Below are 15,977 nucleotides of genomic sequence, written 5' to 3' on the forward strand. Positions count from 1 at the left end.
GAGATGGGCATCGCATGCAGCCATTTACACTAGATACCGTAAGAACAAAGGCGGAAAGTATCTATCAATATATGACGGAAAAATCTTATGCGGATTGGGGGATGGATATCGGCCAGTGGGATTGGGTGCCAGGCGTTGGCGTTATCTCTATTTTGCGCTACTACGAACAGACGAAGGATGCTAAAGTACTGGATTATCTGAAAAATTGGACAGAGACGTATCGTGCAAAGGCGGAGCATGTCAAAGTAATTAATGGTATGGCGCCTTACGCGATTTATCCTTCTTTGTATGAATACACAGGTGATTCCTATTATAAAGAAGCTGCGGAGCAAATCGGAAATTGGATGCTGACTGAGGCGCCGCGTACTAGAGAAGGCGCTTTTGAACATACGGTGACAGAAAAAGCTGCATTTCCTGAGCAAGTATGGGCAGACACAATCTTTATGGCTGTTTTATTTCTAGCCCGACTGGCCCGCGTTACGAAAAATAAGACTTATGCGGAAGAAGCGTTGAAACAAACGGAGCTTCATTTGCGTCTTTTGCAAGATCCAGCTACAGGCGTGTTGTTTCATGGCTGGAATTGCGCCGAAGGTCATCATATGTCCGCAGCGCGTTGGACAAGAGCTAATGCATGGGTCGCCGTAGGAGTTCCTGAAATCTATAAAGAATTAATGGGTTTGATTGAATTTCCGAAGGAGATCGTTGAAAATTATCAACGGCTTATGAACGGTCTATTGAACTATCAAGCACCGAATGGGCTGTGGCACACGGTTATGGATCAGAAGAGCTTCTATTATGAAACTTCCGGCAGCGCTGGTATCGCTTGCGGCATATTAAGCGGAATTCGTCAAGGCTTGCTAGGGAAGGAGCTTCGCCCTTACGCGGTTCGTAGTGTTGAGGCTGTGATGGAACAGACGGAATACAGAGGCAAAGTACTGGGTGTATCCGGCGGCACACCTGTTATGCCAACGATAGAGGCTTATAATACACTTGAAATAATTCCTACTTTATATGGTCAGGGATTGGCCTTGATGCTATTGAGCGAAATGATTTAGTTCAGTACTGCTTGCAGTGATCTTCGCTAAAAAAAGGAATAACCTGTCTTCATGGGTGAACCAAACCTCGAAGACAGGTTATTTATTATTCAAACTGGAAAGGTGATTCAGTCCCGTTCACGAGGAATAGGACTATTCGATCTAGGGAGATGGTTGAATCCAAAAAATTCTAGGTCATAAGAAGGATATTCGTGTAAAAATGTCGAACAAGATCGAATACTTAGACAGTGAAGGAGATTTTCTATGTTTCGTTGGGTTACTTGGATCAGAAAAAAACTCATTATGCGTATCGTAGCCGCAGTTATGGTCGTTATTCTCGCCTTATCGGCCGGATACATTATCATGGAATTAAGAAATGCCAAGAAGGCTGCAACGGAAGCAATAGCGAGCTATGGCATTCGCTTGTCGCAGAGCTATGCGGGTCAACTCGATAAGAATAAAGTGCAGCAATTCCTGAAAGAGGGGAAAGAGAACGACCTCTATTGGAGCTTACGCGAGGAGTTAGATCAATATCGCACGAAAATCGGCGCTCTTTATGTATATTTAGTGCGAATCGATAACAATCAGAAACCGCTCATTATGATTGATGGACAGCCCAAAGGCTCGGATTCCGCTTCGCCTATTAATGAAGTGACGGATATGCCTGCAAAGTCGATTGAGGCCTTGTTGAAGGGCGAATCATCGAGTTCACCGCTCATTGATAATCCCAAATACGGGACCTACTTATCTACGTATGCGCCTGTGATGGGACCAGATGGGAAGATGATCGCCATTCTTGGGATTGATACAGCTGCTGGCGTAACGGAGAGTATAGCTAGTAGTGTCATTCGTGGGAACATGCCCTTGTATCTGTTGATGTTAGTTTTAACGTTGGCGGGACTTGGACTGCTTACCCTTTTAGTCTCACGTGCTCTTCAGCCGTTGCAGTGGATCGTAGCAGGCGCCGAAAGAATGGCCACAGGGGATTTACTTGAGGCCAATCGGCTGCTGACCGAGCATCCTGTGCGATCCATTGATGAAATCGGCGCTGTCTATCAAGCGATGATCAAAATGTCGGGCAATATCAACGGCATTCTGCGGACGATCGTTTCCAACGTCTCGCACACCTCCGACCAATTCGTGGCGTCGACAGAACGATTTACGAAAGAGGCTCATCACTTGCTTGCCATGAATGCCGAAGTTAATGAATGCGTTCAGACTGTAGCTGAGGGAGCGAGCACACAGCAATCCAGCACAGATGAGAGCGCACGCTCGATGGAGGAGATGGCAAGTGCGATTCAGCGTATCTCAGAAGCTGCATTGACCGTTTCAGATGCTTCAGGCCTTGTTCTGCATCGCGCAGAATCAGGTAAAGTAATTATTCATAATATGAATGGTCAGATTACGCTGATTACTTCTGCAACTGACGAAGCTATTCGTCGAGCGTCTTCCTTACGTAGTCATTCCGAGGAGATCGGCGTCGCCATTCATGCGATTTCTGATATCGCGGAGCAAACGAAGCTGCTTGCCCTCAATGCATCCATTGAAGCCGCGCGCGCAGGCGAGCATGGCGCAGGCTTTTCAGTTGTGGCAGGCGAAGTTCGTAAGCTTGCAGACAACGCTTCGAATTCTGCTTTGTTAATCGCTTCTTTATTGCAAAACATCCATCAAGAATCGCTTCGAATCAGTGAGGCTATGGATAACGGGATGAATGAAATTCGCACAGGGGCCGCGCTATCCAAGCAAGCCGAGGAATCATTCACACATATCGTCGAGCAATTCCGCTTTGTGGCGGAGCAAATCCAAGACATCTCGTCAGCAACTGAAGAGATGTCAGCAGGAGCCGAAGAGGTGACCGCTTCTGTCATTGGTATCGCTCATATCGCGAAAACTTCCTCCGTGGGGACGCAGAACATTCATGAGCTGACGCATAAGCAGTTGAAAGTTGCTCAGGATATCGCGGATTCGGCAACTACGTTGAGTGGATTGACGGATGAAATGCGTAAATCTATTCAACAAATTAATGTATAATTGAGTAAAGCTCCGCAGAACATTAGACACACATTATAATGAACCCTTTTCAAGGTAGCGGACAGGAACTTTCAGCCCGCTGCTTTGTAAAGGGTTTTTGACGTTGCACAAAGATATGGTTTAGCTGAACGCGATATCGGATTCTTTATGTAGTAAAGCTTGGTGAGAGGATAGACATAAGTCTTTACTTGATGCATACCATTACAGTATACTGTAAATGATACAGAATACTGTTTGGTATGCATTGTAGTGTAATTGAGAGTGAGGTCAGTGAATATGTATACCGCTAAGCAAGTTGCAGATATCATGCAGAAAGAAGATCCCCAGATGAATTTAAGAACAGTAAGGTATTATACCCAAATCGGTATGGTCCCGCCTCTTGAACTCGTTGGAAATAAAAGAGGTTATACCGAAGATCACCTTGCTCATTTTCGCGCCATCCTTACTTTGTCTAAAAGTGGGGAAACGTTAGCCAATATTCAGAAAAAATTAAAAGGACTCTCCATCGGAGAAGTAGGAAAGATCGGCGAAAACCTCCGTCTATATCAATCCAATCAATTTCTGCAAAATGAAACACATGTCATTCACGAAGATGTCATTATTTCAATGAGTCCGCGTATTTCCCAAGAGCTAAAAACGAAAATGATTGAAGCAGTAGCCCAACTCATGAAGGAGGACAGACATTCATGATGACTGTAAGATTCGCTAAATCCAAGCTTGAAAATGAAGAGGGAATGAACCATCTTTGGATTCAAATCGCTTCTATTGGCGAGGTGGAGGATGCCCGTATTCAGATCGTCCTCCCCGTAGGCATCCATCGAATGCCTAATCTAACCCTGCTTCCTGAAGCACCGACAGGGGAAATCCTCCTTAAGGATCTTACATCCGCGACAGACCTATTCATTGAGATCCTTACTCGCGGGCCAGTCCCCTGTGGGCAAACGGAGCTTGTATTTGCCCTGTCGTGCAAAGATAAACAAGGAAATGGCAGTCGAATTGAGCAAGTTATCCCCCTGACCATTGCGGATGAAGATGGCATGGATAATGTGCTTCTTGATGATGAAGTTGTAAAGCGAATCAAACAGTTACAACAACCTATTGAAGGATGTACACACAATCAACGGATCGACTATGTACCGAGGCAGATTGTCAAGATTGATTCTAATCTGTGTTCTGATTTAGAAAAAAAATACCGAATCGACGGGTTGGCTCATTAAGGGGGACTATGAAGTGAATGTGATACCTTATGTCGTTGAAAGTACGGGAAGAGGCGAACGCACCCACGACATTTATTCGCGTATGCTGCAAGATCGAATCATTTTTTTAACTGGAGAAGTGACAGATACAATGGCAAATGCGATCATAGCGCAGCTGCTGTACCTTGACGCAACCGACTCAGATAAGGAAATTAAACTTTACATTAATAGTCCAGGCGGGTCAATAAGCGCAGGTTTGGGGATTTATGATGCTATGCAATATATCAAATCCGATGTCAGTACACTTTGTATCGGTCTGGCGGCTTCTATGGGAGCATTTCTTCTGTCAAGCGGTACGAAAGGTAAGCGCTACGGCTTAAGGCACAGTGAGATCATGATTCATCAGCCACTAGGCGGAGCACAAGGTCAAGCTAGTGATATTGAGATTTGTGTAAGAAGAATACTAAAGCTTCGCGATAAATTAAATGGGCTTTTGGCCAAACAAACAGGCCAACCTCTAGAAAACATCCAAAGAGATACAGATCGAGATTACTTTTTGACTGCTCAGGAAGCTGTAAGCTATGGCTTGATCGATGCTGTGCTAACAAGCGAATAAAAGTAGCCTTTAGTCCTTCCTGAAGCAGGAAGGACTAAGGGCTACTCGTTAAGGGTTTCCTTTGCTGATCCAGAACGTAACATTGTCGCCCTGCATGCCTTTCGTTCCAGCCGCGGGTTCTTGTTTCGTAACGGTTCCTTTGGCCTGGGAATTCGTTTCCAGCAGGAAGTTGTAATGAAGCCCAGCAGCTAATGCGTGGTTCTCTGCATCCACCTGAGACAAACCTACTAAATTCGGGATGACGGCTTCTTTTTTGGGCTCTGCCTTCGTCTCTGAATCCGTCGGCGTGGCCGTGATCTGAGCAGGTGGTTGCTTCGAAACAGATGGATCTGCTAAGGGCTTAGCAGTCTGGCTTGGTGTAACCGAGACATGACGATTGGACTTCGATGAGGAAGATGGCCATAAGGCCCAGGTGATGAAGACAGCTATAAGAACAAGGGCAAGCACTGTGATATTTGCTCGGGGAAAGGAGTTGAACTTACGAGCTTCGCGGATCGGAATGGGAGCGATGCTCGGTAAAGCCTCCCCCTCATCCACCAGTCCATTCGTCGATAGTAATTTTCGGAGACCAAATATAAACGTGGGCAAGGAGGCCTGTCCTTGACCAACTTGCTTCACTAGCTTGATGAGACCTTGCTTTTGCTCAGCCGTTGCCGTAGGCATTGGCTGACGTTCTAGGTGTGCATGCAGCGTTTCGAAAGGGCCAGGTATTTCAATCGTTTGGGTAATAAATTGCATACATACACGGCATAATCCGATAGCGCCTTGTGCTTGTGATTCTCCATTATCCCAATAGTTGATGACAGAGAGTCGTCCATTCTCACCCAACCATAAATTAGTAGCTTCTAAGGAAAAGCCTGTAACCTGAGTTTCTAGAGCATCAAGGATGGAAACGCCTAAGTCTGAGACGATGTTGATTACGTTGTCGAACGTCAAATGCTTCGTTTGAAGTGCATCCTTCCAGAGAATCCCTGGTTTGGATTGCAGAATAATAACGTCGTAGCCATCCTCAGATACGGTGTCGAGGATATGGTGGAATCCCTCATGCTGAAAACCAGCCTGAAGACTATATGTACGAACAAAAGTATCGCTATTCTGTCCCTCTTGAAGGCGAGTTTTATATAATAGTACTTGTCGATTCAGGACGATATCCTTCCCTCTGTAGATAGCACCATTATGTAAAGTGACAATTTGTGAACTGGGTACATAGCGTGAACTTACTTGCTCATTCATTGCTCATCCATCCTTTCCTGCTTAAGCTATATAATTCGTTGAAATAAATAAATTTAGGTACCTTGGAGGATCTGGAACAATTTGGTTCGCCGCGCATAGCTACGATAAGGTGACCATTGCGATATGCCTCATATAAGGGGACGGCAAGTTATGGAGTTCATGCTATACTGGACAAGGACGCTGCGTCCGATCGGCCAAGCGAGATTTGGGAAATATGTTTACAAAGTAAGTTTTGGGAGGACCCTCATGTTTACATTACCCGAATACGACGTGATTAGACAAATCTATCAGGGTGACCGAACGGTACTATACCGTGCTTATCATCGGAAATCCATGGAGAATGTCATCATCAAAATGCTTCGCTCCGAATTCCCGACGCCAGCGGAAACTTCAAGGCTGAAACGGGAGTATGAGATTGGTAAATTACTTGATATTCCTGGCATCGTGAAGCCTTTAGCCCTTCTAAAGCATCAGAATAGCTTGGTGCTTGTTTTGGAGGATTTCGATGGGGAAACGTTAGCTGGTTATTTCCCAGTATTTCGTCAATCATTGCAATCGTTTCTAACATCGGCGATTCAATTGGTAAAAACGCTAGGTGATATCCATCAAAGATATGTCATTCATAAGGATATTAAACCTAGCAATATTATTATTAACCCCGATAAACAAATTATGAAACTGGCAGATTTCAGCATATCTTCATTATCCAAAGAAAGACAGGAAATGCTTGATCCTTCAATGCTGGAAGGGACGCTAAGTTACATGTCTCCAGAGCAAACAGGGCGTATGAACCGCATGATTGACTACCGTTCAGACTACTACTCATTAGGGGTTACGTTCTATGAAATGTTAACCGGCCGCCTGCCGTTCCAAACGGAAGATCCGGTAGAGCTTATTCATTGCCATTTTGCTGTGTGTCCGGCTCCGCCGGAAAGTTTACGCATAGGAATCCCCAAACCATTATCAGACATTGTGATGAAGCTGCTTGCCAAAAATGCGGAGGAACGATATCAGAGCGCATATGGAATTATACAGGACTTAGAACGCTGTTTAACGATGTTTTTGGGAAAAGGCGAGATTGAGCCCTTTGAGATAGGCTGCTCAGACATGTCGGATAGGTTTCAACTCCCACAAGGCTTGTTTGGCCGTGAACCGGAGTTTGAAAAACTGCTGCAGGTCTATCAGCGGACTGTGCAGGGCTCCCTCGAAGCCGTATGGGTTACAGGCGAATCGGGTTACGGCAAGTCTTTTCTAATTGCGGAGACGATGAGAACGATTATGAAGGACAGAGGCTGGTTTCTATCCGGTCGGTTTGAGCCTAATAAGCAGCATATTTCCTATCACGGGCTGTCTAAAGCTTTACGTCAGTTAGTTCGTCAGCTTCTTACGGAGAAGGATGAGCTTATTGAAGCTTATCGTCCGCGACTCCTTAGCGCGCTTGGAACAAGCGCTAAAGTTTTGACCGATTTGGTTCCGGAGTTGCTGCTTCTCATCGGCGATCAGCCGGAAGCGAAGCTTCTTCCCCCACAAGAAACGCAAAATCGATTTCACTATTTGCTCCAGCAATTTTTGCTCGTTTTTTCTGCGAAAGAACGACCCATTGTTTTGTTTTTAGATGATTTGCAGTGGGCCGACACCGCTTCTTTACAATTTTTGGACTTGCTGTTAGGTAATTTACAGAATCAGCATCTCCTCTTTATTGGCTCTTACCGCAGTGTACGCGATGCCGAAGCTGAGTGTCTAACACATCTGCTCTTACTGGATAAACTGCCAGCTCGCTTAGCCACAGAAGTAATCTGTCTTCAAGCACTTCGTATCGAGGCCATTCAGCAGCTCATTGCAGGGGCGCTTAAGTTTGAGCCGCAGCATGTAGCGGAGCTCTCAGAGCTTGTGCAACAAAAAACAGGTGGCCATCCTTTTTTCGTTAAGCAGTTTCTTACAGCGCTGTATGAGCAAAGTTTACTAAAGTTTAATTATGAAACGAATCAATGGATTTGGGACATGACGGAAATTCAGAAGCTCAGAATGACCGATAATCTGATGTTTTTATTGGCAGACAAGCTGCACCGCATGCCTAAGCGAACGCAGCAATTGCTGCAATTAGCTGCTTGTTTAGGCGCCTCCTTCGATCTCGAATCGCTTGGGAACGTGGCGGAATTATCTTTTGTGGATACGTTGCAAGAGCTGGAAGGAGCTATTCAAACTGGATTGATTATTCCAGTAGGCATGGATTATAAATTTTATCGGGATATGCAGGATGAATCTGTGGCGCAAGATATACGGTTTACGTTCATGCATGATGTAATCCAAGAAGCTGTGTATGGGTCGATTGAAGATGTGACGCTAGCACCTATGCATTTGGGTATCGCCCTTAAGCTGTTGGAGAAATTATCTGATGTTCAGATTGGACAGCGACTTTTTGATGTTGTCAACCATATGAATAGAGGTTCGGATCTTTTGACAGAGTGGGAGACGCTTATTAAATTGTTTGATTTGAATTTGGCGGCGGGAAGGAAAGCGAAGTCTTCTCATGCATACCGACCAGCTTTGGCTTATTATAACAAGGCTTTAGCGTTGTTGCATCAGGATGAACTGGAAGACCGAAGCGATTTGAGTTTCTCTATCCGATTGGAGAAATCGGAGCTTTTGTACTTAAGCGGTCAAGCAGATGAGGCCGAGAAATCATATGCGCACTTATTACTTGATGCCAGAACCGACGAGCTTAAGTTGGACGTATACAATCTTCAAGTTATCTTATATACGAATGTGGGTAAGCAGCAAAAAAGCGTAGAAGTTGGCTTGGAAGCATTAGCGGGACTCGGTATTCGCATGCCAAATGAACCTACGAGTACGCATATTTTTAAAGAATATCTCAAGTTAAAGGTTATGATTGGGCGCAAAAGTACGGACCAGCTCTATAACATGCCGCTCTTAGCTGATGAATACCGAATTAAGCTGATGAGTTTGATGATGAGTGTGGCCGTAGCGGCTTACTTTACGAACACCAATTTGTTCGTCTTGTTCATGTTTTTAATGACTAAGTATTCATTGAAATTTGGCAATTCCCCTGTAATGGCTTATGTGTACGGTGCTTACGGTCTTATTCTTGGGTCTGGATTCGGGGATTATCAGCGTGGATATCAGTATGGCTTGCTTGGAGCACGGATGAACGAAAGATTTCAATCGCATCAGTTCAGAAGCAAGAGTCATTTTTCTTTTGGGTTATTTGTCATCCCTTGGGTGAAACCGATGCAAATTTGCTTGGATCAGCTCCATGAATCTTTCCGAAGCGGCATTGAGGACGGTGATTTAGTTTTCGCGGGGTATGCGTTAACGTATCAGGTTCTTGTTAAGGATTTCCAGGGGGTGGCGCTCTCTGAAGTGTATGAAGATCTAGGCAAACATTACCGAATCCTGGAGCAGACGAATCATCATGACACGCTGCTCATGCTCGAAATGCTGCGGATGGTCATCCATAATTTGGAGGGACAATCGTCGAATCCTCACCTTATCGGCAAGGATATCGAAGAGGAAGAACAATTTTCCAGGAAATTGAAGGCCCACTCGAATCAAGTTATCCTACATGTGTACGCTGTGAAGAAGATGATGCTTTACTATTTATTTGGCGATTATAAAGAAGCTTTGAAGATGGGTGGAAATGCCGAGACGATGCAGTCCGTTTCATTTGGCTTGTTCCATATTCCTGAAAATTATTTTTATTATTTGCTCTCTATAACGGCAATGTATAAAGATGCCTCAATCCAAGAACAAAGACTTTACAACAAAAAGATAGCCAAAATGCTGCGGAAAATGGATGAATGGACTCGTCATAGCCCTGAAAATTTTATGCATCTTAGCTTGCTGATGAGAGCGGAATGGAGTCGCGTGCGAGGACATTTTCAAAAAGCCGAACACAGCTATGAAGCTTCGATACGCCTAGCCCGAGTTAACGGCTTCATTCAGCATGAAGCCATCGCCTGTGAGCTTGCGGGAAGATTTTATAGAGACGGGCTGCGAGAGAAGTTCGCCAAAACATATTTAACGGATGCTTATTACGGTTATTTAAGTTGGGGAGCTAAAGCTAAAGCGGATGAGTTAAAGCTGCGATATCCGCATTATTTAACCTCGCTGAAAGAATCTCAAGACTGGAGTACAACGAGAATCAGCGATTACTCTCTGCAAGCGCTGGATTTCATGACCATCATGAATACCTCGCGCTCTTTGTCCAGTGAGGTCAATTTGGAGCCATTACTGAAACGATTGATGGAAATTGTAACCTATTCTTCAGGAGCGGAACGCAGTATCCTCGTTTTAAAAGAGAAAGATAGTCTCTTGGTCGAGGCGGAAATGCGGACGAAGACGCATGACCGTGAGGGTAAAGATTCGTGCACAGTGAGCTCCATTGCATTAGAGACTAGAGAAGATCTCTCGACAGCCGTTATCCAGTATGTGGCTAGGACCAAAGAAGGCGTTGTGCTGGACGATGCAGCGAACAAAGGATTTTTTACACATGATCCGTACATCCGTGAGATGGAAAGCAAGTCGATCTTCTGTGAGCCTATTCTTCACCAAGGCAATCTGGTAGGTGTCCTTTATTTGGAAAATAACTTGATTCGCAACGCCTTTACCTCGGATCGGCTCGGTATTATTAAACTTCTATCTGCGCAAGCTGCTATTTCCATCGAGAATGCCAGATTGTATAATGATTTGGAGGCAAAGGTCAGGGAAAGAACGAATGAAGTGATACTGATGGAAACTTCCCGACGTGATTTACTGTCGAATATTTCACATGACTTGGGCACACCTCTTACTTCGATACAAGGGTATGTAGAAGCTATTCTGGATGGAGTCATTCAGGATCCGGACGAGCAGAAGAAGTATCTGTCAGTCGTTCATATGCGGATTGTCGGCATTCAGCGTTTAATTACAGATCTCTACCAGCTTAGTAGGCTGGAGACGAAGCAATTTCACTTTCAATTGGCTCCGATAAGCTGCCAAGCGATGGTTCAGCAGCTATTTGCCAAATATGAACTGGATGCAGCCAACGCGGGTATCAACTATAAGTTGGACATGCAGCTCGCGGAAAACGAAGAGATGCTGTTGACTGTCGATACTAATCGCATTGAGCAGGTTTATGCGAATATTTTGTACAATGCGATTAAATTCAGCCCAAGAGGCGGGCATATTGGCGTCAAAGTGGAAACGGCAGGTGAACCGAGCGAGCTCATTATACGCGTAACGGATACCGGAGTTGGCATTGGCGAAGAGGATCTCCCGCATATTTTCGAACGCTTCTACAAGGCGTCTAAATCTCGAAGCACAACGGGTGGTAGCGGCCTAGGTTTGGCTATCGCCAAAGAAATTGTGCAATATCACGGCGGTCAGATTTGGGCGGAAAGTCGTCTAGGCAAAGGCTGCAGCATTTCGTTTTCACTTCCTGTACACCGTGTCTAGTTATATTTTATAAGAAAATAGAGAGAAGAGAGAGAAATCATATGATAACAAAACAATTATCTCCACTTGTTGAAGCACTGCAGTTGAAACAGCATCGCGAAGGCGGTTGGTACAAAGAGCTCTGGAAAGCATCCTTCGAGATCCCGAAGGAGGTTCTAAACGAAGCCTATTCAGGATCGCGTTATGCCGCTACTTCGATTTATTTCTTACTACATCCTGACGAAAGCTCAGATTGGCATACCGTGCTGTCTGATGAACTATGGCTGTGGCATTCAGGAAGCCCACTCGTCCTTTCGCTCGGAGGAACGGGCGAACACCCTGAATTAACGCAGGAGATTATCATAGGTCCGGACGTTCTGAATGGTCAGCAAGCGCAAGCGCTTGTTCCTGCAAATGTGTGGCAAAAGGCCAGACCTTTGGGAACGGAGCCTGTGTTTGTATCTTGTGTCGTTGCGCCAGGCTTTCATTATGACGATTTCAAGCTCATTGCCAAATAAGGTCTTGCCAAAGATGGAGTCTCTTCCTTGTGAAGAAGGCTCTGTTTTTTTCTGTTTTATTCTTTTAAGGCGAGTAGCTATAATAGATACAAGAAAGGGTGTGTCACGGTGAGTTACCGAATAGACGTAGCATTTGAGCCTTTGCATGAGATTATGAATAGTCTACATACCTATATTTGTCGGAAATCCCACAAAAAAATTGATTTAACCTCATCCTGGGCAAAGGAAACCAGAAAGCAATTGACACCTGATTTGGTAGGTCTGCTTGATCAAGTAGAAGTAGACAACGACTGGAAATTAACGTATCTGCTCGTTCATTTATGTCCGGATAAACGAGGCGCGGAGCCGTTTCTCACATGGCTAGAAAGCTTGACGCCGGGAGATTTATATGAGCTGATAGCTGCGTATAGCAATCAGTTTCCGACCAACATGGCCGTTTTTCGTTCTCGGACCTTGTCGTTGTTTACACAATGGAACGAGCAATATTTTAGACAGCTTGATTCAGCCATTATTCATTCATTAAGCAGTGAACAGCAGGCACGTAAGGAAGCGCTGCCAGTCATGACATCAGATGCTTTTGTGGACGAGACAACGAATGGATTGCTTTTTAAACCCATGAAGGGGCTGGAGGAGCTGATTTTGATTCCTCAGTACCATTTTCAGCCCATCAATGTAATATGTTACTTTGGCCGTTTAACGCTCTGCAATTACTCCGCGAGAATTTATTTCAGCGATGAAGAGACGCTTTCTCCCCATGCATATCGCATGATTAAGAGCTTAGCGGAGATGAGCAGATTGAAAATATTAAGATATCTTCACCACGGACCACGAAGCTTTATTGAAATTGTTCGTCACTTGAAATTATCCAAGGGCATTACGCACGATCACATTTCGAAATTACGAAGCGCAGGATTAATTCACGCTCATTTCGAGGGAGAGACGCTGACGGAATACAGCCTAAGAGCTGGAGCCCTTCAGCATATGCATAATAAATTGCTCGGTTATATCGAACAACGTTGAAAAAAAGTAAAGACCATGCGCACTTCGGTTATTCGAAGGAGATTGGTCTTTTTATTTTTGACGAACAAGCAAACAATTCTGTTATTTAAGAAAAAATTTAGAGTTCTCTCTTTACAGAACCGACAATCATTCCTATAATATGAATATCAGCTTAAACATACTATTTTAGTCGGAATTAGAATGAGGAGGATATTTATGAAAAAGAGGTTAATTGTTTTATCCACAGTATTAACGGTAGGTTCGTTGCTCTTGGCTGCTTGCTCGGATAATCAAGGAGCAGCACCAGCGCAAGGCAGCAACACACCGACATCTACCGATGCAGGCAAAACGGCTGCACCTGCTGCAAATGCACTTACTGAACAAGTTAAAGCTGCTGATCTAAGCAAGTTGCCGAACATCGCGAAGCAGCGTACAGATACGATTATTGTTGGACTTACAGATCCGAGCGGAGCTTTTACGCCATATTTTCAAAAAAGCGGTTATGACGGCAACGTCTCCTCCTTGTTGTACACTCCTCTAGTAACCGTGGACAATAAAGGCGTACCGACGCCTGGCCTTGCAGAAAAATGGGATGTTTCATCTGATAACTTGACGATTACGTATCACTTGCGTCCTAATTTGAAGTTCAGCGACGGTTCACCGATTACCGCAGATGATGTGGCGTTTACATGGACGATATTGCATGATAAAGCTTACGACGGCGACACACAAGTCGATGTGCTGCATGTTAAGGGCGGCAAAGACTACAAAGAAGGTAGAGCCAAAACGATCGAAGGCATAAAAGTGATCGACCCATTGACGATTTCTGTTACGTTGGATCAGCCTAATGCAACTGCACTTGTGACGTTAGGTTCCGATGTTCTCTCCAAGGCTTACTACGGTAAAGACTATCAGTTCGGACAGCTGGATTATTTGAAGAAGCTACATGAGAAACCAGTTGGAACTGGCCCTTACAAGCTTGATAAATTCATTCCAGGGCAAGAAGTTCGCTTCGTAGCTAACGAAAATTATTTTAATGGAAAACCGAAAACCGAACATTTTATTTATAAAACTTCACAAGGCGATACGTGGCAGTTCCTGGAAACTGGTGAAGTGGACTACGCATCATTCAGCGCAACGAAAGAAAATATTGATAAGCTGAAGAAATTAGGCTTCCTTAACATTTTGCCTTATACGCCAAGCGTTTATGGCTATGTTCAGGTCAATCTGGAGCACGAGCAATTGAAAGATAAGAAAGTAAGACAAGCTTTTGCTTATGGTTTAGATCGCCAAAGTATTTATGTTGACGCCAACCAGGGTGCAGGAGCGATTGCGAATATTCCCTCTTCGCCGATATCTTGGGCGTACACGGAGGACGGCATCAATCCTTATAAATATGATGTAGAAAAAGCGAAGTCGCTGTTGGAGGAAGCGGGTTGGAAGCCAGGAGCAGATGGTATTCGTGAGAAAGACGGCAAACCGCTATCGATTCATTTCCTTGGTTCGAAAGGCAAACAAACGGACGACTTCATTGCTGTTGCCACGGAGAATTTCAAGGCGCTTGGCGTAAAATTCCAACCTGAGATGTTCGCTGATTTTAACTCCCTAGTGTCGAAAGTAAACAGCGGGGATTTCGATATGGTTACTTTCTCCACTTCTATGCTTACGGATCCGGCCGATGGCCTGCAGCAGTTTGTAGATGGAGAAATTAAGGGCTACAATAACCCGAAATTCAAAGAACTGTATGATAAAGGGTTAGCGACCGTAGACATCGAAGCGCGTAAAAAGATTTACAAAGAAATTTACCAACTGATGAATGATGAACTACCCGTTATTTTTACGAATTATAAGAAAACAGTCTATGCCTATAATGGTCGAATTGAAAATCTGTCTGTAAGTCCATTTAACGGACTGTCAACAAGCTTGCCGAACTGGTCATTGAGCAAACAGCCATGAGTACGTACGTTTCGAAAAGACTCATTTATATGGTTGTCATTTTGTTCGCCGCTTCCTTCCTCATTTTCAGCTTATATGCGCTGACACCGGGAGATTTCATTAGCGGCAACATCAAGCTGACACCGGAAAGAAAAGCGGAGCTTCGGGCCATTTATGGCCTGAATAAACCGCTGCTGGAGCGTTACGCGCTCTGGATGAAAAATGCTTTTCATGGAGATTTCGGATTCTCCATGGCGCAGCAGCAGCCAGTTTTGAAGCTGTTTAATCAATATGTGTGGAATTCGTTTCTGTTAGCTATTGTTTCCACATTCCTAACTTGGTTGATTGCGGTTATCGTCGGGGTAGTTGCGGCGTACAAGCAATATTCATGGTTTGATACGATTGTCATGATCGTCATTTTTGCAGCGATGTCTATACCGTCTTTTTTTATCGGTCTCTATTTAATCAAAGTATTAGCGGTTGATTTGAAATGGCTGCCACCAGGCGGCATGCTAACGACGGGGAGTAATGCGACTGGTATAGCTTACCTGAAGGAAGTGCTGAAACATATGACACTTCCAGTCATTGTCATGACCTTGCTTGGTTTAGGTTCCCTGACACGTTATTTCCGCAGTAACATGATTGATGTTATTAAACAAGACTACATCCGAACAGCTCGCGCGAAAGGGCTAAAGGAAGGCAAGGTACTGTTCACGCATGCGCTGCGCAATGCGCTCTTACCTGCAATCACCCTTGTAGGTTTTGAATTGCCTGCTTTGTTCGGTGGATCGCTGATCATTGAGAAAATATTTAACTGGCCTGGAATTGGCCAACTATATATGCAGTCCTTTGCGCTTCGGGATTACCCGCTGCTAATGGGATTTACGATGTTTATCGCCATCCTTACGGTCATTGGTACGCTTATCTCGGATATTTTGTATCACGTAGCCGATCCGCGAGTCAGACTGTAGCAGGGAGAATA

General features: G+C 44.6%; 11 protein-coding genes. 10 read left to right on the forward strand and 1 reads right to left on the reverse strand.

The window, feature by feature from the left end; translation table 11 throughout:
- Nucleotides 1-14 precede the first annotated feature (14 nt).
- From GK047_RS03130 to clpP, 5 genes are all read left to right on the forward strand, one after another.
- The gene (locus GK047_RS03130; RefSeq protein WP_205516231.1) at nucleotides 15-1,055 is read left to right on the forward strand and encodes a glycoside hydrolase family 88/105 protein; all 1,041 of its coding nucleotides are present in this window, start codon (nucleotides 15-17) and stop codon (nucleotides 1,053-1,055) included.
- A gap of 243 nt (nucleotides 1,056-1,298) precedes the next feature.
- Nucleotides 1,299-3,065: a methyl-accepting chemotaxis protein gene (locus GK047_RS03135; RefSeq protein ID WP_163940993.1), complete on the forward strand. Its 1,767-nt coding sequence runs from the start codon at nucleotides 1,299-1,301 to the stop codon at nucleotides 3,063-3,065.
- A gap of 276 nt (nucleotides 3,066-3,341) precedes the next feature.
- Complete coding sequence (locus tag GK047_RS03140) at nucleotides 3,342-3,755, forward strand: MerR family transcriptional regulator (protein ID WP_205516232.1); 414 nt, start codon at nucleotides 3,342-3,344, stop codon at nucleotides 3,753-3,755.
- Nucleotides 3,752-4,282, forward strand: a complete 531-nt coding sequence (locus GK047_RS03145) for a hypothetical protein (RefSeq protein ID WP_163940999.1) — start codon at nucleotides 3,752-3,754, stop codon at nucleotides 4,280-4,282. The genes GK047_RS03140 and GK047_RS03145 overlap by 4 nt, the downstream gene beginning before the upstream one ends.
- Nucleotides 4,283-4,295: 13 nt before the next feature.
- Nucleotides 4,296-4,877, forward strand: coding sequence for an ATP-dependent Clp endopeptidase proteolytic subunit ClpP (clpP, locus tag GK047_RS03150; protein ID WP_163941002.1), 582 nt, complete (start codon nucleotides 4,296-4,298; stop codon nucleotides 4,875-4,877).
- A gap of 48 nt (nucleotides 4,878-4,925) precedes the next feature.
- Here the strand turns inward: clpP and GK047_RS03155 are convergent, their stop codons facing one another.
- Nucleotides 4,926-6,110 carry a Stk1 family PASTA domain-containing Ser/Thr kinase gene (locus GK047_RS03155; RefSeq protein WP_163941005.1) on the reverse strand — a complete coding sequence of 395 codons (1,185 nt, stop codon included), beginning with the start codon at nucleotides 6,108-6,110 and terminating at the stop codon, nucleotides 4,926-4,928.
- A gap of 246 nt (nucleotides 6,111-6,356) precedes the next feature.
- Here GK047_RS03155 and GK047_RS03160 point away from each other — a divergent pair, with 246 nt between their 5' ends.
- From GK047_RS03160 to GK047_RS03180, 5 genes are all read left to right on the forward strand, one after another.
- The gene (locus tag GK047_RS03160; RefSeq protein WP_163941008.1) at nucleotides 6,357-11,564 is read left to right on the forward strand and encodes an AAA family ATPase; all 5,208 of its coding nucleotides are present in this window, start codon (nucleotides 6,357-6,359) and stop codon (nucleotides 11,562-11,564) included.
- A 44-nt stretch (nucleotides 11,565-11,608) separates the two neighbouring features.
- Nucleotides 11,609-12,061: a cupin domain-containing protein gene (locus tag GK047_RS03165; protein WP_163943590.1), complete on the forward strand. Its 453-nt coding sequence runs from the start codon at nucleotides 11,609-11,611 to the stop codon at nucleotides 12,059-12,061.
- A 108-nt stretch (nucleotides 12,062-12,169) separates the two neighbouring features.
- The gene (locus GK047_RS03170) at nucleotides 12,170-13,081 is read left to right on the forward strand and encodes an ArsR family transcriptional regulator (protein ID WP_346010277.1); all 912 of its coding nucleotides are present in this window, start codon (nucleotides 12,170-12,172) and stop codon (nucleotides 13,079-13,081) included.
- 195 nt (nucleotides 13,082-13,276) lie between these two features.
- Complete coding sequence (locus GK047_RS03175) at nucleotides 13,277-15,016, forward strand: ABC transporter substrate-binding protein (RefSeq protein WP_163941011.1); 1,740 nt, start codon at nucleotides 13,277-13,279, stop codon at nucleotides 15,014-15,016.
- On the forward strand, nucleotides 15,013-15,966 hold the full coding sequence (locus tag GK047_RS03180) for an ABC transporter permease (RefSeq protein ID WP_163941015.1): 954 nt from the start codon (nucleotides 15,013-15,015) through the stop codon (nucleotides 15,964-15,966). The genes GK047_RS03175 and GK047_RS03180 overlap by 4 nt, the downstream gene beginning before the upstream one ends.
- Nucleotides 15,967-15,977 lie beyond the last annotated feature (11 nt).

This window comes from Paenibacillus sp. SYP-B3998 (assembly GCF_010820665.1).
In the GTDB taxonomy this organism is placed as follows: Bacteria; Bacillota; Bacilli; order Paenibacillales; family NBRC-103111; genus Paenibacillus_E.

Excerpts from the sequence above, each read along its gene's own strand:
- GK047_RS03130 (WP_205516231.1), top strand. The coding sequence starts at position 15 with ATGCAGCCATTTACACTAGATACCGTAAGAACAAAGGCGGAAAGTATC.
- GK047_RS03135 (WP_163940993.1), top strand. The coding sequence starts at position 1,299 with ATGTTTCGTTGGGTTACTTGGATCAGAAAAAAACTCATTATGCGTATC.
- GK047_RS03140 (WP_205516232.1), top strand. The coding sequence starts at position 3,342 with ATGTATACCGCTAAGCAAGTTGCAGATATCATGCAGAAAGAAGATCCC.
- GK047_RS03145 (WP_163940999.1), top strand. The coding sequence starts at position 3,752 with ATGATGACTGTAAGATTCGCTAAATCCAAGCTTGAAAATGAAGAGGGA.
- GK047_RS03155 (WP_163941005.1), bottom strand. The coding sequence starts at position 6,110 with ATGAATGAGCAAGTAAGTTCACGCTATGTACCCAGTTCACAAATTGTC.
- GK047_RS03160 (WP_163941008.1), top strand. The coding sequence starts at position 6,357 with ATGTTTACATTACCCGAATACGACGTGATTAGACAAATCTATCAGGGT.
- GK047_RS03175 (WP_163941011.1), top strand. The coding sequence starts at position 13,277 with ATGAAAAAGAGGTTAATTGTTTTATCCACAGTATTAACGGTAGGTTCG.
- GK047_RS03180 (WP_163941015.1), top strand. The coding sequence starts at position 15,013 with ATGAGTACGTACGTTTCGAAAAGACTCATTTATATGGTTGTCATTTTG.